This window comes from Gemmatimonadaceae bacterium (assembly GCA_020851035.1).
In the GTDB taxonomy this organism is placed as follows: Bacteria; Gemmatimonadota; Gemmatimonadetes; order Gemmatimonadales; family Gemmatimonadaceae; genus JACMLX01.
Genome location: JADZDM010000010.1, coordinates 86955 through 105423, shown reverse-complemented (window position 1 = coordinate 105423; position 18469 = coordinate 86955). Strand labels below are relative to the sequence as shown.

Here is an 18469-nt window from a genome sequence, read left to right as displayed (position 1 = left end):
CCGCTGTGCGGCCATGTTATCTTTGCCTGACATAGACCGGGGTGCCCGTGCCGCTCCTGGCGCGTGGCTGAGAGAGTCCCGCCGAACCTGATCCGGATCATACCGGCGTAGGGAGTCACGCATGAGGAACCACGCCACCGCGGCCATGGCCGCGCTCGCGTTCACCGTCGGCACCGCCGGCGCCCAGCAGACAACCGACAGCACCCGCAGCGACACGGCGTCCCGGGGACGCGCGCTCGAGGGCGTGCTCGTGCGCGCCGTGCGCGCGAACGGCAGCGCGCCGATCGCGCAGACCACCATCGACAGCCGCACGATCGGGCGCCGCAGCTACGGCCAGGACGTGCCGATGATGCTGCTCGGCACCACCCCGTCGCTCACGGCCCACTCGGAGTCGGGCACGAACTGGGGCTACAGCTACCTGCGGCTGCGCGGCATGGACCAGTCGCGCATCAACCTCTCGATCGACGGCATCCCGCTCAACGATCCCGAGGACCAGGTGTTCTACTTCGCGAACTTCGCCGACCTGGCCAGCAGCGTGCAGTCGGTGCAGGTGCAGCGCGGCACCGGCACGAGCGGCACCGGCACGGCCTCATTCGCCGGCTCGGTGAACTTCGAGACGAAGCCGGTGCTCGGACTGCCGCGGATGGCAGCGGCCGAGGTGCAGCTCGGCTCCTTCGGCGCGCGGCGCGTGATGCTGGAGGCCAGCAGCGGTGCGATGCCAGGCGGGCTCGCCGCGTCGGTGCGGCTCTCCGCGCTCCGCACCAGCAGCTACCGGCGGCACGCCGGCGTGGAGGGGCTGTCGGGGCTGGCGCAGGTGGCATGGCTGGGTCGGCGTGACGTGGTGAAGCTGATGGTGCTCGGCGGCCGGCTGCGTGACACGCTCAGCTACCTCGCGGTGCCGCTGCCGGACCTCGCGCGCGACCGTCGCATCAATCCCCTCACGCCGGAGGAGCAGGACCGCTTCTCCCAGCACCTGGTGGCACTCTCGCACACGCGGCAGCTGGGTGAGGGCCTGCAGTACGCCTCGACGCTCTACCGCGTGGGCGCGCGGGGCAACTACGACGTGCGGTTCGACACGGCGACGGTCGCGAACTTCGGCCTCGACTTCGGCTGGTATGGCCTGACGAGTGCCGTCACGCTCGAGCGGCGCGGCCTGCGCGTGCACGCGGGGCTGAATGCGAACACCTACGCCCGCGACCACTTCGCGTACTATGGCAACGCCCGCGTCACGCCCGACTACGTCAACACCGGGGAGAAGCGCGACGCCAGCCTGTTCACCAAGGTGGCGCTCACGCGCGGTGCGCTCACCTGGTTCGCGGACCTGCAGCTCCGCCGGGCCCTGATGCGTTACGTGCCGTCGCCTGGCGCGGGCTTCGGTGCGTCCGAGCCGTCGGTGGCGTGGAGCTTCCTCAACCCGAAGGCCGGCGTGACCTGGCGCGTCACGCCGGGCGCCGAGCTGTTCACGTCGGTGGGGCGCACCACGCGCGAGCCGACCCGCTCCGACCTGCTGGCCGGGAGCGACGATGTCGACGCCGCGGCGCTGGCGGACCTCGGGGGGCTGCGCTCCGTGCAGCCGGAACGCGTGACCGACACCGAGCTCGGGGTGCGGCTTCGCGGACGCACCGCGCAGCTCGAGGTGAACCTGTTCCACATGGCGTTCCGCAACGAGATCGCGCGGATCGGCGCCCTCTCGCCGCTGGGCGCGGAGCTGCGCAGCAACGTCGGCGCCAGCGTCCGGCAGGGCGTCGAGTTCGACCTGCGGTTGCGGCCCGTCGCCGGCGTGGAGGTCACCACGGCGGGGGCCGTGAGCCGCAACCGCATCCGCGAGTTCCTCGACCGGACCCCGTCGTCGGCGGTGGTGCGACGCGACGTGCCGCCGCTCCTCACGCCGGCGGTCTCGGGCACCCAGCGCCTGGACTGGCAGCCCGCGCGGTGGCTGCAGCTTGGCGCCGAGGCGCGGTACCAGGGCGCGAGTCACCTGCGGAACGACGGTGACCTGGCGCTCCGGCTGCCCGCGTACTGGCTGTTCGACGCGCTGCTGCGGGTGCCGTTCGGATCAAACGACTTCAGTGTCCGTGGTACGAACCTTGCCAACTCGCGGAAGTTCGGCAGCGGGTACGCGGTGGACGGGGTGCCGCATTACTTCGTGCTCACGCCGCGGTCGGTCTTCGTGACGGTGCGGATGGCCACGCCGTGAGACCGGGCTGACGGGCGGGCGTGTGGTGCACGGCGTGGGGCGGCGGTGGCGCGACGGGGGTGGCCGCGATCCTGTTGCTTCCGCCCGCCGGCGGGTACAATGTCCGTGCCTCAGTGGTGTACACCCGCCGGAGAGATCGCGTGACCGTGAGCGTCGCCGAGACCAGTGCCAGGGCCCGCACCGCCAGCGCGCGGCGGGCCGTGTGTCCCATGCGGGTGTCGCGATGACCGGTGCGCCGCCACCGCGTGCCGATGCTGGCCCGCAACGCATGGCCATGGACGAGGAGCCGGCCGCGATCCTCGAGCGCGTGACCGATGCGTTCCTCGCGCTCGATGCCGACTGGTGCGTGACGTGGGTGAACGCGAAGGCCGCCACGACGTTCGGCAGCGTGGGTCGCGAGATGCTGGGCCGCAACATCTGGGACCACCTCGGCGCCACCACCAGCCAGCCGTTCCGCGCCGCCTGCGAACAGGTGATGCGCAGCCAGGAGCCCGTCATCATCGAGGACTTCTACCGGCCGCACGACCGCTGGTACGAGGACCGGATCTTCCCGTCGCGGAGCGGCCTCTCGATCTTCTTCTCCGACATCACCGACCGCAAGCGCGCCGAGGCGGCGCTGAACCTGAGCGAGGCGCGCTTCCGCGTGCTGGTGGAGCAGGGCGCCGACGTGGTGTTCATGCTCGACCGCGAGGGGCGCATCACGTGGTGCAGTCCGTCGGTGCAGCGGGTGCTGGGCTACACGGCGGCGGAGGTCACGGGGCGGATCGGCGGGCTGCTGGTGCACCCCGATGACCGACGGCAGGCGCAGGCGGCGTTCCACGACGCCATGACGCGGCCGGGTCGCAGCGCCAACGTGGAGTTCCGCGTGCAGCACCGGGACGGCAGCCTGCGCTCGATCATCGGCTACGGCGTGAACCGCTTCGACGACCCGACGTTCGGGGCCTTCGTCGGGAGCTGGCACGACGTGACCGAGCGGCGCGAGGCCGAGCGGGTGCTGGTGAGCGCGGCGGACCAGCTGCGCCGGCTCACGCAGCGCCTCCAGCTGGTGCGCGAGGAGGAGCAGGCGCACCTCTCGCGCGAGCTGCACGACCGGCTGGGGCAGCCGCTGACGATGCTGCGCCTGGGGCTCACGCGCGTGAGCGGCCAGCTCGCGGCGTATGCCGCGGACCTGGTCCCGCAGGCGGAGGCGATGCTGGCCGAGGTGGATGCGGCGATCCATGCCACGCGCCAGATCTCCGCCGACCTGCGCCCGCCGCTGCTGGACGACTTCGGCCTCGCGGCCGCGCTGGAGTGGGCCGGCCAGCGCTTCAGTGCCCGCACTGGCCTGCCGTGCCGCCTGCAGGTGGACGAGTGCGACCTGGCCCCCGAGGTCGCGCGCGCGCTCTACGCCATCACGCAGGAGGCGCTCACGAACGTGGTGCGCCATGCCCGGGCGCGCACGGTGACGCTGCGACTGGTGCGGCAGCCCGCCGGCGTGCAGCTCGACGTGACGGATGACGGTGTGGGCATCCCGTGGGCGGCCACCGGAGGGGAGAGCGGCGGGCTTGGCCTGCTGGGCATGCGCGAGCGGGCCGCGGCGGTGGGGGCGTCGGTGGTGGTGTATCCAGGGGCCGCGGGTGGCACCACGGTGTCGATCCGCCTGCCGGCCGCGGTGGCCCCGTGATCCGCGTCGCGCTGGCCGATGACCACGCCATGCTGCGCCAGGGCCTGGGCGCCCTGCTCTCGGCGCAGCACGGCATCGCCGTGGCGGGCGAGGCGGGGACGGCCGACGAGCTGTTCGCGCTGCTGCGCGCCGTGGCGGTGGACGTGCTGGTGCTGGACGTGTCGATGCCCGGGCCGGGGCTGAGCGCGGTGCTCGCCGCGCTGCGGGCGGACCACCCGGCGGTGCGCACGATCGTGCTGAGCATGTATCCCGAGGAGCAATACGCCGCGCGGGCGCTGAAGAGTGGCGCGATGGGGTACCTGACGAAGGACCGTTCGCCGGAGCACCTGGTGGCGGCGGTGCGGAAGGTGGCGGCGGGGGGACGGTACGTGACCGCGACGCTGGCCGAGCACCTGGCGGCGGGGCTGGGCGGGGCGGGGGAGCGCGCGCCGCACGAGGCGCTGTCGGAGCGGGAGTTCGCGGTGCTGCAGGGCATCGGGGCCGGCCGGAGCATGAAGGAACTCTCGGCCGCCCTCGGCATCAGCCCCAAGACGGCCAGCACCTACCGCGTGCGGGTACTGGAGAAGCTCGGGGCCACGAGCAACGCGGAGCTGGTGCGGTACGCACTCCGGCACGGGCTGGTGGACGGGTGATGGAGGGGCCGGCGCCGGTCGTGTAGGGGCAATCCTACGTGGCGCGCCGTGCGATCCGACGACCGGCGGCGGGGGGCGGGCCGTAGCCTCCGGTCATGAAGTGTTTCGTCGTGGAAGACTCGATGGCCATGCGGCTCGAGATCACGGGGCGGCTGGCGCAACTGCCGGGCCTGGACGTGATCGGGTTCGCCAGCACCTGTGACGCGGCCGTGGCCGCGATCACCACGCTGCTGCCGGACCTCGTCACCCTCGACATCCGCCTGGAGCAGGGCACCGGTCTCGAGGTGCTGTCGGCGATCCGCCGGCGACTGCCCGGGCTGACCATCATCGTGCTCACCAACAATGCAGACCCCATGTACCGGGCGCGCGTCCTTGCGGACGGCGCTGATTTCTTCTTCGACAAGTCGTCGGAGTTCGAGGCGGCCATTGCACTCTGCGCGCAGCTGGGCGGCAGGGCACCATCAGCCGGAGGCGCCGCGCCATGCCGATTGACCAGCTGATGCGCGCGCCGGCGAGGCCGGCGACGCCCGAGCCGTCGCTGGAGAGCGTGGGCCAGTTCTCCATCGGCATCGCGCACGACTTCAACAACGTGCTGACCGGGATCCTCGCGAACGGCCGGCTGCTGGCGAGCTCGTATGCCGACGCGGAGGCGGCGCCGGCCGAGCTGCGGGAGCTGATCGCTGCGGCCGAGCAGGGCGCGCAGATGGTGCGCCGGCTGATCAGCTTCGCGCGCCACGAGCCGCTGCAGCGCAAGCTGGTGAACCTGCACGAGCTGGTGGCGGTGCTCCCCGGCCGGTTGCGCAGTTCGCTGCAGGCGACACACCGGCTGAAGGTGGATGCCGACAGTGGCCCGCTGCTGGTGCTGGCCGACAGCAGCGTGCTGGAGGAGATCGTGCACAACCTCGTCACGAATGCGCGCGATGCGATGCCTGCCGGCGGCACGCTGCGGATCTCGGTGCGGCGCGTGCTGCGTGACGCCGGCGGCGTGGATGCCGCGGGCACGCCGATCCCGGCCGGCGCCTACGTGACGATCACCGTGCGCGACACCGGCACCGGCCTCGACGACGCGACGCGCACCTACATGTTCGAGCCGTTCTTCACCACCAAGCCGCGCGGCCGCGGCGCCGGCCTCGGGCTGGCGATGTGCCGCACGCTCACGCGCCAGCTCGATGGCTTCATCGAGGTCGCCAGCACGGCGGGCATCGGGACGAGCGTGATCGTGTCACTGCCACAGGCGCCCGTCAGCATGCTGCTGGCGGAATCGCGCGTGGATCACCCCTGATCCCGGGACACCCCGCCATGTCCGTCCGGCATTTCCACGAAGACTTCGGATTCGACCAGCCAGGTGTCGTGCACCTGGCACCACTGCGCCACGTATGTGCCGCGCATCTCGGTGCGGGCAATGCCACGCAGCCAGCTCCCGCGCCAGCGCCCGGTTTCGGTGGCGTGCAACCCGTCGCCGCGCCGCGTGCCGGCCTGCCCTGGCGGAGCATCGATCGTGATGGTCGCGGGCTCGCGTACGTAGCCGCGGAAGCTCCGGTCGGCGAACTGCTGGGCGAAGGCATCGCGTGAGTGCTGCCGTCCGCGCAGCACGGGGCCACCGGCCACCGACACGATGACGTCGGGGTGCATGATGGCCGCCGTCGCGTCGGGATCGCGGGCGGCGATGGCGGCGTTCGAGGCGGCGCGGCGCGCCCGGATCGCGTCGATTGGCGGAGACATGGCCACGACGTAGCGGCCCACGCCGCGCACGCTCGTGGAACCTGCATGCCGTCGCGGGTACGTCTCTTGCACGTCGCGCACGCGACCACCCGGGTGTGAGGCACGACCGGCCACCGCCTGACGCACACCGGCCCCGACGGCCCGCGACGACGCGTGGCTACGGCAGCCGTCCCGGGCATCCATCCGAACCGGGAACACCATGCGCCCTCGTCGCGCCGCCGGACGTGTTCTACTGACCGCGCTGGTGCTGCTGCCGGCCTCCCGCCTCACGGCGCAGGGCGCCGACCAGCGTGCGGCCATGATGTCGGTGGTCGGCCTCGACCTGACCTCGGCCGACATCGTCGCCTGGTGCGACGCGGGCGGCGCCGGCGCACCGATGCGCAGCGCCTGGGCGGCGTGGCGCACGCGGCACGGCGTGGAGACGGTCACCAGCCGCCTCGAGCCGGCCGACGTGCAGCGCACGCGGGACGGGATGGTCAGCGTGATCGCGAGCACGCGACAGAAGCTCGCGGCGATGGGAACGCCGGCCGCGGTGTGCCCGCAGCTGGTGTCGATGTTCGGCAGCGAGTCGTTCAACGCGCGCCAGAAGTTCGCGGCGGCGTACGCACCGGTCACTGCACCCGCAGGCACGGTGGCGGACGGCGGTCGCGCACCCGCCAGCGGCGGCGGGGGCGGCAGCAGCGCCGCCGGCGGCACGGCGCCACAGGCGCGGAAGCCGTTCAACCCCGCGCACTACGCCGCCGACCCGCGGCCCACCGGCACCGTCTACACGGCGTCGCAGTTCCGGGCGCTGGTGGACTCGTGGTTCGGCACGCCGCGCAACTACGAGCGTGCGCGGGAGCTGCAGCGGCGGCAGGGCACGCTGTACCTGCGCGGGCGGGTGCTCAAGTCGCGCGATCGCTACTACATCGAGGACAACGACGGCGTGTTCGCGTCGAAGATGAGTGTCTCGCCGAGCATCGACGTTTCGCCGTTCGAGGGACAGGAGATCACGGTGCAGGGCACGATCGACGAGGTGCCGTCCACGATGGTGTTCCTGCGCCAGACGCGTGTGGTGCGCGATCCCTCGGGACTGGTGCCGTCGCCGCTGCCTGCCGCGTCGGGGCGCCGGCGCCTGACCGTGCCCCTCGAGCGCATCATGGCCGCGGCGGGGCGGGGACTGCGACCCGCCGACATCCACGGCATGCTCTATCACGGCTACGGTGCCACGGGGGCCAGCGGCTACGAGTACCGCGAGGAGATCCGCCTGCTGCTGAAGGACGGCTGGGTGTACTTCCGTGACGAGATCGCGCCGACGGACCTGGACGTGGCGGCATCACGCCGGCTGGAGCCGCAGCAGTGGGGACGCTGGCGCGCCACGGGCGGAGGGATCCAGGTCCAGCGCCACGACGACTCCGGCCAGCCCGACGGGGAGTGGCGCGTGCAACCCGGCCGCATCCTCTCGAGCTGGGCACCGGGCACGCGCATCGCGGGCTCCTACAACGCCGCGGCCTTCTACGGCAGCGTGTACCTCGGCGGTACCTACAGTTCCACCAGCTACGTGTTCCGGCCCGACGGCCGGTACGAGCGCATCGGCTTCTCGCGCAGCTCCTCGGCCGCGATGGCCGCGCAGGGACCGCAGGAGTTCTCGGCCAGCGCGAGCAGCAGCAGCAGCGGCAGCGGCACGCAGTCGTCGGCGGGGGGCGGTCAGCCGGGGGTCTACACGTCCACGCGATCGCGCACCGATGACGGCGCCCGGAACCGCGGCACCTATCGGCTGGACGGCATGATGATCGAGCTGCGCAACGATGCGGGCGAGGTGACGCGTACCCTGTGCCTGCCGATGGGCGCGGATCACAAGGGGATCTACCTGTTCGGTCGCTCGTTCCGCATCAAGGACAAGTAGGCGTCGGCGCTGCCGGCCGGCGCCTGGCGTCAACGTGGCGTGGCCAGCCGGCGTAAGTTCCGTGATGCGCGGACCGCCCGCGCCCCACCCTCGCGGAGTTGCCATGCGAACCGCTGCCGTCGTCGCCTCCCTCGCGCTCGTCGCGATCGCCTGCTCCCGTACGAAGCCGGCCGGCACCCCGACCCCTGCGCCGGGCGCTGCGGCGCCCACCGTGGCCGCCGCCGGCGCACCGGGCGCGCCACCGCGCCGCCGTGTGCCGCCGAATCCGCTGCAGCAGGACACCGTGCGCCGCGCCACCGTGGACTCGATCATGGCCACCATCGCCGGACGGGAGAACGAGCCGGCGGGGCGCGTGTTCCGCAACGTGACGGTGCTCAAGGACATGACGGCGGGCGAGTTCCTGCGCACGATGGACACGCAGTACGGGCGCGGACTGGGATGGACCTGCGCCAACTGTCACGTGGTGGGCAAGTTCGATGACGACTCGAAGAAGAACAAGCGCATCGCACGCCAGATGCAGGTGATGCAGGACTACGTGAACGGCACCTCGCTGGCGAGCGTGAAGGAGCTGGATGCCGAGTACGACAAGGCGACGTGCGTGATGTGCCATCGGGGCTCGAGTGAGCCGAAGGGCACGATGCCGGTGCCGCCCCTCCCGCCCGCGCCGTCAACGCCGCCCGGCACCTGAGCGCGCGGGCTGGCGCGTCCGGGTCGGCCCGGACGCCTGTCATGGACAGACGAAAAGCCCGGCCGTGCCGGAACGCAGCGATCTCGCGTTCCTGGCACGGCCGGGCTTTTCGTGCGGCGCGCACCCCACGGGGCGCGCGCCATCACACGTCCTGTGGTTACTTCGCCGTCACGCGTGCGGCAGTGCGGCGGTTCTTCGCGCGGCCTTCCTCGGTGCTGTTGTCGGCCACCGGCACGGTGTCGCCGTAGCCTTCGGCCTCGAGGCGGTCAGCGGCCACGCCGAGCTTGACGAGTTCCGCCATCGCGGTGTTCGCGCGATCGGCCGAGAGCTTCATGTTGGCGGCGGCCTGGCCGACGTTGTCGGTGTAGCCGCCGAGCTTGAGCTTCACGGCCGGGAAGGCCTTCAGGATCTCGTTGATGTTGGAGAGCTGTTCGAGTGAGCTGGGCACGAGCACGGCGGAGCCGGTCTCGAACAGCAGCCGGTCGAAGTCGAACCAGGTGGTCTTGTCGATGGCGCGGGTGGAATCGGTGATGAACGCGACCATCTGGGACTCGATGCCGCTCGGGCTGACCTGGATGACGGTGCCGTTGGGGAGCGTGAGTCCCTGGAGGCCGGTGGCCGGTGCCGGAGCGGGGGCGGGGACCTCCACCGCCGGTGCGACCGCGACGGGCTCCACGGGCTTCTTGCGGAGCTGCGCGCCGTACCAGACGAGGAGGGCGGCGCCCATGATGGCCATCGAGAAGCCGAACATCTGGGTGCCGTCGAAGTAGCCGTGCACGGGGGCCGGGCCGGCCTTGCGGTCGGTTGCGCCGGTGCCGGGCAGCTTCACGGGGAGCATGCCGGCGAACGACGCCGGGATGGCCTTGAGCAGCGCGTCCTTCTCGCCGAGCAGGGCGCCGGCGAGTCCGGCCGCATTCAGGCCGCCGCCGCGCACGCGGCTGCCGAGCATGCTGACGGCGAGTGCGCCGACGGTGCCGAGGATGCCGTTGCCGGCGCTGCCCGCACCGGCCATGCGCCCGATGGCGGTGCCGAGTGAGTCACCGGAGCCACCGAAGAGGCTGCCGAGGAGCCGCTTGCTGATGTCGACGAGCGGCGAGGGGGCACCACTCGCCATGGCGGAGATGGCGCCGAGCGCGGAGTCGGTGGAGGCGCCGGCCGCGGCGGGCTGCGTCACCATGTGGAACAGGTCGCTCATGAAGCCAGCCTGGTCCGCCTTGCCGGCGATGGAGCCGAGCACGGTGGGGAGAGCGGCGCCGATCGCCTTCTGCACCCCATCGGAGGGAACACCGAAGGCCTTGGCGGCCTTGCCGATGAGTTCAGGGGTGAGGTAGCTGCTGGCTTCGTCGAGGAATGACGTCATGTCGTGGGTCTCGAAGCGGGTGGGCCGACGGTGGGCACGGGGTGAAATCCCGGGGCGTCTCGTCGTGAGAGGTTCCTAATATACAACCTGACGGTGCCTGAGCCTGCGCCTTCGGTTGCGGCCGGCGTCGACCGCGGTGGGGCGGGCAGCTCGGGCGTTGCCGCCTGCGCCGGTGAGACGGGCGGGGGCTCCGCATCGGAAAACTGCACCGGGGAATCGCATGAGGGGAGCGGCGCGGTGTGGTTCGCGGGCTGGTGCGGGGGAGGTCGGGAGCGCGAGACGGGGGCCCGTCCGTGGTGGACGGGCCCCCGCTGGGCCGTGCGTGTTGGCGCGGTGCGCGTGCACCGCGCTGGTCTCAGGGCGCGACGAACGACCAGTTGGCGGTGCCCGTGCTGCCGCCGGCGGTGACGGTGACGGTGCCGGAGATGCGGGTGCCCGAGGCGGGGATCGGCGAGATGCGGAAGGTGCTGATCAGCTGTCCACGGCTGGTGGCGCGGGCGAGTGCGTTGAAGATCGGCGCCAGTGCATCGGCGGTGGTGGCAGCGGCGTACACGCCATCGGTCTGCTCGGCCACATCACGCACGGCGGCGACGGCGCCGGCTGAACTGGAGGCGGAGAGGTCGGAGGCGGGGCCAAGGCCCACCGTGTGCACGGTGATGTTGGCGTTCTTGGCGGCGGTGATGGCGTCGGCCTTCCGGGCGGAGCTGTTCGGCTGTCCGTCGCTCATGAGCAGGATCACGCGGTTCTGCGACGTGGTGGTGTTGGCCACCATCCAGTTCACCACCTCGAGCAGCGACTCGTAGAGCGGTGTGCCGCCCGAGGCGACGATCCGGGTCTTCTGGGCGGTGAGCGCCGAGTCACTCGCGGTGAAGTCCTGCAGCAACCGCGACGAGGTGAATCCGGTGGTCGCGCTGGCGCCGAAGTCGAGCAGCGCAACGCGATTGCCGGTGCGGACGGGGAGCACGGCCTTCCAGAAGAGCTCCGCCGCGCTCGCGCGGAGCTTCGTCGGGTCGTTGGAGGACATCGACCCCGAGTCATCGAGCAGGATCGCGGCGCGGGTGTCGGCGTTCTGCGGGTTCGAGACGGCGGTGTTGTCGCGCGTGACGGTGTAGGCGGACACCGTGCCCACCGAGAGCGACGTGAGCGTGACGGTGACGCCGACGCCGGGATCGAGGATGGCGGAGCTGTCAGCCGCCGTGGCGATCAGGCCCAGGTCGAACTTGCCGTTGGTGGCGAAGTCCGCGGCGTTCACGCGGACACCGGAGACCGAGAGGCTCTGGATCGGCTTGGTGTTCGGCCCGGTGCTGTCGGAACAGGCGGCGAGCGACAGGGCGGAGAATGCGGCGGCCAGGCCGCAGGCTTTCGCATGCAGGCGCATGATCAATCCTCGATGGTGATGATTGGTTCAGCACGTCACCACCGGCGTGTCGCCGCGGCTGCCAGCGATGGACGGTCTGGTGGGTCGCGCCGCGGCGAAACCGCCGGGACACTTGAGCAACGCACCATGAGAACATGTGCTCTCATGCGAAGGTCGGCCAGTGGTCACGAACCGTGACGGCCGGCCTCAGCCTTGATGGCGCATGTGCGGCCGCGGATGGTTCAGCGGACGTCCGATGGCATGCGTCGCCGGCGCACGGGCGTGCCGTCCTTCGCGTTTCCGGTCATGCGTGCGCGGTGACGCGCGACGTCGTCGTGCGTGGTCGTCGTGCAGGTCAGAACGGCACGCCCTGTCGTGCAGGGAGCACGGAGCGTGTCGTGGGACACGGCACCACCGAGTAGAACAGCCGCAGCCCACCCATCGCCGACACCTCGCGTTCGGCGTAGGGTTCCGGCGGCCAGGGCACGACGTAGTCCGACGCCGTCGCGGCATCGACTGCGGCAGTGACCTGGAAGCTGCCCTTCGCGGCCGTCGCGCACACACCCTGCGGTGCCGGTGCGCCGGCCGGTTGCTCGAGCGCGAGGTTCGCGAACGTGAGCGGACCGCCGCTGATCATGCCGCTCACCATGCTCGCTGCGCCGGCGTCGATGGCAACGCCCGCCTCGACCAGCACTCTCGCGCTGGTGCCGTTGAGTCGCAGCGCCGAGAACTGCGCGGTCGCGAGTCTGGCGGGCAGGCCGCTGCCGCCGCCCAGGACGAGTCGATGGCCCGCCGGCACGGTGACCGTGAAGCGCACCACGCACCGCACACGCCCACGGTTGGCCGGCACGGGGAACTGGCTCGCGACCGCCCATTCGGCGGCGACGTACCTGCCGGATGCATCGGCGGCCTGGTGGTACGACGTTCCGCTGCAGTCGCCGGAGGACATGCCCCCGGTGAGCGAGAGCGACTGGGCGCGGGCAACGGCCGGCGCCAGGACCAGCACGAGGAGGGGCAGGAGTGCAGGGCGAGGCATGGCGTGGGCGGTGGGGGGGCGGGGGCGGCGTGCACGCGCGTGTCGCCAGCCTGCTCGACGCGCGGTGACGGCCCGGCGCAACGCCTGGCGCGGCGCCCGCTGGCGTTCTGCCGGCGTGATGGCCCGCCGGGGCGGCGGTGCGCTTGCCCCTCCCATGCACCGCCACTAGCGTCTCGCGACCATGACGCCCCACCGCGTGCTCAGGATCCATCGCGACGACACCGTGCTGGTGGCCCTCACCGACCTCGCCGCTGGCGAGACCATCACGCACGACGGTGGTGCGCTCACGCTGGTGACGGCGGTGCAGGCGAAGCACAAGATCGTGGTGCGCGACCTGGCGCCGGGCGACCCGGTGGTCATGTACGGCGTGCTGGTGGGGCGAGCCACGCAGTCCATCGCGGGCGGCGCCGCACTCACCACCGCCAACCTGCGCAACGACAACGCGCCGGTGGATCCCGCGGTGGCCGTGGCGCGCACCTGGCACGCTCCCGACGTCACGGGCTACGCGGCGCGAACCTTCGACGGCTATCACCGTGCCGATGGACGCGTGGGCACGCGCAACCTGTGGCTGGTGCTGCCGCTGGTGTTCTGCGAGAACCGCAACGTGCGCGCGCTGCAGGATGCGTTCGACCGCGAGCTGGGCTACGCGGCTCCGGAGCGGCACCGCCACACCGTGCGCGAGCTCGTGCGGCGACATGCGCGGGGCGAGCCACTGCGCGACGCCGACCCCGCCGCGGTGGATGCTCCGCAGCATGTCCGCCCGTTCCCGCAGCTCGACGGCATCCGCTTCCTCACGCACGACGGCGGCTGCGGCGGCACGCGCGACGACACGCGGGCGCTCTGCGGCCTGCTGGCGGGCTATCTCGTGCACCCGAACGTGGCCGGTGCCACGGTGCTCTCGCTGGGGTGCCAGCATGCGCAGGTGGACGTGCTGCGCGAGGAGATCGCCGCGCGCGACCCGGGCTTCGCCAAGCCGCTGCTGACCTTCGAGCAGCAGCGCCTGGGCACCGAGGAGGCGCTGATGACCGCGGCGATCCACGAGAGCTTCGCGGGGTTCGTGGAGGCGAATCGTGCGGTCCGCTCCCCGGCACCGCTGTCGGCCCTCACGCTCGGCCTCAAGTGCGGCGGATCGGATGGCTTCTCCGGCATCTCGGCCAACCCGGCCGTGGGCATCACCTCCGACCTGCTCGCTGCGCTCGGCGGCACGACACTGCTGGCCGAGTTCCCGGAGCTGCTCGGGTCGGAGCAGGACCTGATCGAGCGCTGCACGCGCGCCGACCTCGCACACCGGTTCGCGCAACTGATGCGCGACTACGACGCGCAGGCGCATGCCGTCGGTTCGGGGTTCGAGATGAACCCGTCCCCCGGCAACATCCGCGACGGGCTGCTCACGGATGCGATGAAGTCCGCTGGCGCGGCGCGGAAGGGGGGCACCGCGCCGGTGACCGACGTGCTGGACTATCCGCAGCGTGCCACGGTGCCGGGGCTCAACCTCCTCTGCACGCCCGGCAACGACGTGGAGTGCACGACGGCGCAGGCGGCGGCGGGCGCCACGGTCATCCTCTTCACCACCGGACTGGGCACGCCGACGGGCAATCCGGTGGCGCCGGTGCTCAAGCTGGCCACCAACACGGCGCTGGCGCAGCGGATGCCCGACACGGTGGACCTCGACTGCGGGGCGGTGGTGTCCGGCGAGGTCACGCTGGCGGCGATGGGGGCGCGGGTGCTCGACCTGGTGATCGAGACGGCCAGCGGGCGGCATGTCACCGCCGCAGAGCGGCTTGGGCAGTGGGACTTCATTCCGTGGAAGCGAGGGGTGTCGCTGTGACGGGTGCATCGACGGGGGCGTTCCTGCTCACCGGACGCGTGGCCGCCGTCACCGGGGCCGGGAGCGGCATCGGGCGCGCCATCGCGGCGGAGTTCGTGCGCGCGGGCGCCCACGTCTACTGCCTCGACCGCGACGTCGCCGCGGTCACGGCCGTCGCCGCGGCCCACGGTGGTGCCGCGACCGCGATGGCCTGCGACGTGACCGACGTGAACTCGGTGCAGCGCGCATTCGAGACGATCGCGGGATCACACTCGCTCGACATCCTGGTGAACAATGCCGGCGTGTCGCACATCGGGAACGTGGGCAGCACCGCGCCGGAGGACTTCGAGCGGCTCTTCCGCGTGAACGTGCAGGGGGTGTACCTCTGCACGCGTGCGGCCATCGGCGGCATGGCGTCGCGGGGTCGCGGGGTGATCGTCAACATGGCGTCGATCGCGGCGTCGGCCGGCCTCGCGGACCGGTTCGCGTACTCGATGACGAAGGGGGCCGTGGTGGCGATGACCTATTCCATCGCGCGCGACTACGTGTCGCACGGGGTGCGCTGCAACTGCATCTCGCCGGCGCGGGTGCACACGCCGTTCGTGGACAACTTCCTCGCCGCCAGCTACCCGGGGCGTGAGGGCGAGGTGTTCGCGCGGCTGTCGGCGGCGCAGCCGGTGGGGCGCATGGGTACGCCGGAGGAGGTCGCGACGCTGGCGCGATTCCTGGCCAGCGACGAGGCCGCGTTCATCACCGGCAGCGACTACCCGCTGGACGGCGGCTTCCTGCGGTTGCACGGGTGACGGACGGCGCCACCGTGCGCATCGATGCGCACCAGCACTACTGGCGGTTCGATCCCGTGCGGGATGCCTGGATCGATGCCTCGATGCCGGCGCTCCGCCGCGACTGGCTGCCCGTGGACGTGGTGCCGGCGCTCCGGTGCGCGCGCGTCGACGGTGTGGTGGCGGTGCAGGCGTCGCAGTCGGATGGCGAGACCGACTTCCTGCTCGCGCTGGCGGCGGAGCATCCCTTCATCCGCGGCGTGGTGGGATGGACCGACCTTCGGGCCCCGAACCTGGCCGAGTGGCTCGCCGTGCGCCGCGGGAACACACGCCTCTGCGGCTTCCGCCACATTGCGCAGTCGGAACCGATGGATTTCCTTCGCCGCCCGGACGTGATCGCGGGCATCGCCCTGCTCGGCGAGCACGGTTACAGCTATGACATCCTGATCCATGCCGGCCAGCTCGCGGCGGCCGAGTTCCTCGTCGAGCGCTGCGCCGGCGTGCGCTTCGTGCTGGATCACTGCGGCAAGCCGCCGATCGCGAGCCGCGAACTCGCGGCCTGGCGGCGCGGGATCGCGGCGCTGGCGCGGCACGAGCATGTGTGGTGCAAGGTGTCGGGGCTGATCACCGAGGCGCACTGGTCGCGCTGGCGCACCGACGAGATCACGGAGTGCCTGGACACCGTGGCCGCGGCGTTCGGGACCGACCGGCTGCTGTTCGGCAGCGACTGGCCGGTGTGCCTGCTGGCCGGCTCCTACGCGCAGGTGGCGGAGCTGGTGGAGACGTGGGCGCTGCGTCTCCCGGCGGTGGAGCGCGCGCGCCTCTTCGGCGGCACCGCGGTGGACGTCTATCGACTGGAGGCGTGATGGAACTCGGGCTCGGGGGGCGCGTGGTGCTCATCACCGGCGGTGCCAGCGGCATCGGCGCGGCGATCGCCCGCGAACTGGTGGCCGAGGGCGCGCGGCCGGTGCTGGTGGACCGGAACGCGGCGGCGCTGGCGGCGATGCAGGCGGCGCTGCCCAGCGTGCGCACCGTGCAGGCCGAGCTGCGTGCGCCGGGGGCGTGCGCGGATGCCGTCGCGCAGGCACTGGCGGCCGCCGGCGCGATCGATGCCGTGATCAACAACGCCGGCGTGAACGACTGCGTGGGGCTCGAGCACGGCACACCGGCACTGTTTCGCGACTCGATGGACATCAACCTGCATCACTACTACGACACCGCGCATGCGGCGCTGCCGGCACTGAAGCTGTCGGCGGCGTCTGGTGACTGGCAGCCGTCGATCCTGAACGTCTCCAGCAAGGTCGCGATGACGGGGCAGGGGGGCACGTCGGGCTACGCCGCGGCGAAGGGGGCGATCCTCGCGCTCACGCGTGACTGGGCGGTGGAACTGCTGCCCTACAACATGCGCGTGAATGCGCTCGTGCCGGCTGAGGTGATGACGCCGCTGTACCGCTCGTGGCTGGACAGCCTGCCCGACCCGGCGGCGCGGGAGGCACGCATCACGACATCGATCCCGCTGGGCAAGCGCATGACCACGCCGGCCGAGATCGCGGCCATGGCCTGCTTCCTGCTGTCCGCGCGCGCCTCTCACATCACGGGGCAGCACGTGCACGTGGACGGTGGGTACGTGCACCTCGACCGGACGCTCACGTGAACGTCGAGCCTGCAGCGGCGGTCACGAGCAGCGGTGGCACCAGCGCACCACTGACCGAGCGGCAGTACCTGGTGCCGTTCGTGCTCGTGACGTCGCTGTTCTTCCTCTGGGCGATCGGCGTCAACCTGAACGACGTGCTGGTGCCGCACCTGAAGAAGGCGCTGGACCTGAGCGACTTCCAGTCGTCGCTGATCCAGACGGCGTTCTTCGGTGGCTACTTCCTGATGGCGCTGCCGGCAGGGTGGCTGATGCGGCGACTGGGGTATCGCTACGGCATCCTCGTCGGGCTGTCATTGTGCGCGGCGGGCACACTGCTGTTCCAGCCGGCGGCGTCGGCGCGCTGGTATCCGTTCTTCCTGCTGGCGCTGTTCGTGATGGCGTGTGGGCAGTGCGTGCTGGAGGTGGCGGCGAATCCGTACGTGACGGTGCTTGGCCCGCCGGCGTCGGCGGCGCGCCGCCTGAACGTGTCGCAGGCGTTCAACGCGGTGGGCGCCGCACTGACGCCGATCCTCGGCGCACGCTTCATCCTGTCGGGTGTGGAGCACACACCGGCCGAGCTGGCGAGCATGACACCGGCCGCAGTCGAGGCGTGGCGTGCCACGGAGGCCATCGGGGTGAAGGGGCCATACCTCGTGATCACGGCGCTCTTTGTGGCGGTGGGGCTGATGATTGCGTTCTCGAAGCTGCCGGAAGTGCGCGAGCCGGGTGACGGCGAGGGTCGTGGCCTGGCCAGTGCGTGGCGGCATCCGCACCTCCGCAACGGCGTCCTGGCGCAGTTCTGCTATGTGGGGGCGCAGGTGGGCGTGGCCAGCTTCGTGATCCGTTTCGTGCAGCAGGCCATGCCCGGCACCGGCGAGCGGGATGCGGCGGCGTTCCTGCAGTGGCACCTGCTGGCGTTCCTGGCGGGTCGCGTGGCGGGTGCAGCGCTGATGAACCGCATTCCCGCTCCACGCATGCTGAGCCTCGTCGCCGCACTTGGCATCGTGGCTGCCGCCGGCGCCGCACTCGGTGCGGGCTCGCTCAGCGTATGGATGGTGGTGCTGCTGGGTCTCTGCCACTCGATCCAGTTCCCGACCATCTTCGCACTGGCGATCGACGGACTGGGTGACGACACCAAGAGCGGCTCGAGCCTGGTGGTGATGAGCATCGTGGGTGGTGCGATCGTGCCGGCGATGATGGGGGCCGTTTCCGACGCGGCGGGGATCCAGGCGGCGTTCGTGATCCCGGTGCTCTGCTACCTCGTGGTGTTGTTCTTCGGGATGCGCGGATACCGCCACGATGCGGGGCTGCGCGCGTGAGCGGCGCCGGCACGCAGCGCTGGTGCCTGGCGCTGGACCTGCGGGACGATCCGGCGCTGATCGCGGAGTACTGCCGGCTGCACGAGGCCATCTGGCCGGAGATCGCCGATAGCATCCGCCGTGCCGGAATCACCGGCATGGAGATCTGGCGCACCGGCAACCGGTTGTTCATGGTGATGGAGACCGAAGGGACGTTCGATGCGGCGGCGAAGGCAGCAGCGGACGGGTCGAACGTGAAGGTGCAGGAATGGGAGGCGCTGATGTGGCGCTTCCAGCAGCCATTGCCCTGGGCGGACCCGGGGCAGAAGTGGGTGCCGATGGAGCGGGTGTTCGCGCTGGATGGCGCGGACGGTCCGGCGTTACCGCGATCCTGAATGAGTCACTTCCA

Annotated in this window: 17 protein-coding genes and 1 riboswitch; of the genes, 13 read left to right on the top strand and 4 right to left on the bottom strand. The window is 71.6% G+C overall.

Annotated elements, in window-relative coordinates; translation table 11 throughout:
• Nucleotides 1-27 precede the first annotated feature (27 nt).
• Nucleotides 28-131: riboswitch (TPP riboswitch) on the top strand.
• The 5 genes from IT355_08365 (at nucleotide 122) to IT355_08345 (ending at nucleotide 5774) form a co-directional block, all read left to right on the top strand.
• Nucleotides 122-2197 carry a TonB-dependent receptor gene (locus tag IT355_08365; protein MCC7053271.1) on the top strand — a complete coding sequence of 692 codons (2076 nt, stop codon included), beginning with the start codon at nucleotides 122-124 and terminating at the stop codon, nucleotides 2195-2197. Its footprint overlaps the riboswitch before it by 10 nt.
• A 223-nt stretch (nucleotides 2198-2420) precedes the next feature.
• The gene (locus IT355_08360) at nucleotides 2421-3860 is read left to right on the top strand and encodes a PAS domain S-box protein (GenBank protein ID MCC7053270.1); all 1440 of its coding nucleotides are present in this window, start codon (nucleotides 2421-2423) and stop codon (nucleotides 3858-3860) included.
• Nucleotides 3857-4492 carry a response regulator transcription factor gene (locus tag IT355_08355; GenBank protein ID MCC7053269.1) on the top strand — a complete coding sequence of 212 codons (636 nt, stop codon included), beginning with the start codon at nucleotides 3857-3859 and terminating at the stop codon, nucleotides 4490-4492. The genes IT355_08360 and IT355_08355 overlap by 4 nt, the downstream gene beginning before the upstream one ends.
• A gap of 95 nt (nucleotides 4493-4587) precedes the next feature.
• Complete coding sequence (locus IT355_08350) at nucleotides 4588-4992, top strand: response regulator transcription factor (protein ID MCC7053268.1); 405 nt, start codon at nucleotides 4588-4590, stop codon at nucleotides 4990-4992.
• Nucleotides 4974-5774: a hypothetical protein gene (locus IT355_08345; protein MCC7053267.1), complete on the top strand. Its 801-nt coding sequence runs from the start codon at nucleotides 4974-4976 to the stop codon at nucleotides 5772-5774. Before IT355_08350 ends, IT355_08345 begins: the two co-directional genes overlap by 19 nt.
• Here the strand turns inward: IT355_08345 and IT355_08340 are convergent.
• Nucleotides 5765-6214 carry a nuclear transport factor 2 family protein gene (locus IT355_08340; protein ID MCC7053266.1) on the bottom strand — a complete coding sequence of 150 codons (450 nt, stop codon included), beginning with the start codon at nucleotides 6212-6214 and terminating at the stop codon, nucleotides 5765-5767. The two genes, IT355_08345 and IT355_08340, sit on opposite strands and share 10 nt — an antisense overlap.
• Nucleotides 6215-6413: 199 nt before the next feature.
• Between IT355_08340 and IT355_08335 the strand changes: the two genes are divergently transcribed.
• Both IT355_08335 and IT355_08330 read left to right on the top strand, forming a co-directional pair.
• Nucleotides 6414-8099 (top strand): hypothetical protein, encoded by a 1686-nt coding sequence (locus tag IT355_08335; GenBank protein MCC7053265.1) that lies wholly within the window; start codon nucleotides 6414-6416, stop codon nucleotides 8097-8099.
• Between the two features lie 103 nt (nucleotides 8100-8202).
• A complete protein-coding gene (locus IT355_08330; protein MCC7053264.1) occupies nucleotides 8203-8787 on the top strand; it encodes a photosynthetic reaction center cytochrome c subunit in 585 nt (194 codons plus the stop codon).
• Nucleotides 8788-8944: 157 nt separating this feature from the next.
• On the opposite strand, the gene IT355_08325 is transcribed toward IT355_08330, so the two are convergent.
• From IT355_08325 to IT355_08315, 3 genes are all read right to left on the bottom strand, one after another.
• Nucleotides 8945-10147, bottom strand: a complete 1203-nt coding sequence (locus IT355_08325; protein ID MCC7053263.1) for an OmpA family protein — start codon at nucleotides 10145-10147, stop codon at nucleotides 8945-8947.
• A 355-nt stretch (nucleotides 10148-10502) separates the two neighbouring features.
• Complete coding sequence (locus IT355_08320) at nucleotides 10503-11525, bottom strand: VWA domain-containing protein (GenBank protein MCC7053262.1); 1023 nt, start codon at nucleotides 11523-11525, stop codon at nucleotides 10503-10505.
• A 334-nt stretch (nucleotides 11526-11859) separates the two neighbouring features.
• The gene (locus IT355_08315) at nucleotides 11860-12540 is read right to left on the bottom strand and encodes a hypothetical protein (protein ID MCC7053261.1); all 681 of its coding nucleotides are present in this window, start codon (nucleotides 12538-12540) and stop codon (nucleotides 11860-11862) included.
• Nucleotides 12541-12721: 181 nt separating this feature from the next.
• Here IT355_08315 and IT355_08310 point away from each other — a divergent pair, with 181 nt between their 5' ends.
• Genes IT355_08310 through IT355_08285 form a run of 6 tightly spaced genes read left to right on the top strand, consistent with a single transcriptional unit; the run spans nucleotide 12722 to nucleotide 18455 of the window.
• Nucleotides 12722-14368, top strand: coding sequence for an altronate dehydratase (locus tag IT355_08310; protein ID MCC7053260.1), 1647 nt, complete (start codon nucleotides 12722-12724; stop codon nucleotides 14366-14368).
• The gene (locus IT355_08305) at nucleotides 14365-15150 is read left to right on the top strand and encodes an SDR family oxidoreductase (GenBank protein ID MCC7053259.1); all 786 of its coding nucleotides are present in this window, start codon (nucleotides 14365-14367) and stop codon (nucleotides 15148-15150) included. The genes IT355_08310 and IT355_08305 overlap by 4 nt, the downstream gene beginning before the upstream one ends.
• Nucleotides 15147-15995 carry an amidohydrolase family protein gene (locus IT355_08300; GenBank protein MCC7053258.1) on the top strand — a complete coding sequence of 283 codons (849 nt, stop codon included), beginning with the start codon at nucleotides 15147-15149 and terminating at the stop codon, nucleotides 15993-15995. Before IT355_08305 ends, IT355_08300 begins: the two co-directional genes overlap by 4 nt.
• Nucleotides 15995-16783, top strand: a complete 789-nt coding sequence (locus tag IT355_08295) for an SDR family oxidoreductase (protein MCC7053257.1) — start codon at nucleotides 15995-15997, stop codon at nucleotides 16781-16783. Before IT355_08300 ends, IT355_08295 begins: the two co-directional genes overlap by 1 nt.
• On the top strand, nucleotides 16780-18081 hold the full coding sequence (gene fucP / locus IT355_08290; protein ID MCC7053256.1) for an L-fucose:H+ symporter permease: 1302 nt from the start codon (nucleotides 16780-16782) through the stop codon (nucleotides 18079-18081). The genes IT355_08295 and fucP overlap by 4 nt, the downstream gene beginning before the upstream one ends.
• On the top strand, nucleotides 18078-18455 hold the full coding sequence (locus IT355_08285; protein ID MCC7053255.1) for an L-rhamnose mutarotase: 378 nt from the start codon (nucleotides 18078-18080) through the stop codon (nucleotides 18453-18455). Before fucP ends, IT355_08285 begins: the two co-directional genes overlap by 4 nt.
• Nucleotides 18456-18469 lie beyond the last annotated feature (14 nt).

Bases quoted from the DNA above. Each gene is read 5' to 3' on its own strand.
- IT355_08365 (MCC7053271.1), top strand. From the start codon at position 122: ATGAGGAACCACGCCACCGCGGCCATGGCCGCGCTCGCGTTCACCGTC.
- IT355_08360 (MCC7053270.1), top strand. From the start codon at position 2,421: ATGACCGGTGCGCCGCCACCGCGTGCCGATGCTGGCCCGCAACGCATG.
- IT355_08350 (MCC7053268.1), top strand. From the start codon at position 4,588: ATGAAGTGTTTCGTCGTGGAAGACTCGATGGCCATGCGGCTCGAGATC.
- IT355_08345 (MCC7053267.1), top strand. From the start codon at position 4,974: ATGCCGATTGACCAGCTGATGCGCGCGCCGGCGAGGCCGGCGACGCCC.
- IT355_08340 (MCC7053266.1), bottom strand. From the start codon at position 6,214: ATGTCTCCGCCAATCGACGCGATCCGGGCGCGCCGCGCCGCCTCGAAC.
- IT355_08335 (MCC7053265.1), top strand. From the start codon at position 6,414: ATGCGCCCTCGTCGCGCCGCCGGACGTGTTCTACTGACCGCGCTGGTG.
- IT355_08330 (MCC7053264.1), top strand. From the start codon at position 8,203: ATGCGAACCGCTGCCGTCGTCGCCTCCCTCGCGCTCGTCGCGATCGCC.
- IT355_08325 (MCC7053263.1), bottom strand. From the start codon at position 10,147: ATGACGTCATTCCTCGACGAAGCCAGCAGCTACCTCACCCCTGAACTC.
- IT355_08320 (MCC7053262.1), bottom strand. From the start codon at position 11,525: ATGCGCCTGCATGCGAAAGCCTGCGGCCTGGCCGCCGCATTCTCCGCC.
- IT355_08315 (MCC7053261.1), bottom strand. From the start codon at position 12,540: ATGCCTCGCCCTGCACTCCTGCCCCTCCTCGTGCTGGTCCTGGCGCCG.
- IT355_08310 (MCC7053260.1), top strand. From the start codon at position 12,722: ATGACGCCCCACCGCGTGCTCAGGATCCATCGCGACGACACCGTGCTG.
- IT355_08295 (MCC7053257.1), top strand. From the start codon at position 15,995: ATGGAACTCGGGCTCGGGGGGCGCGTGGTGCTCATCACCGGCGGTGCC.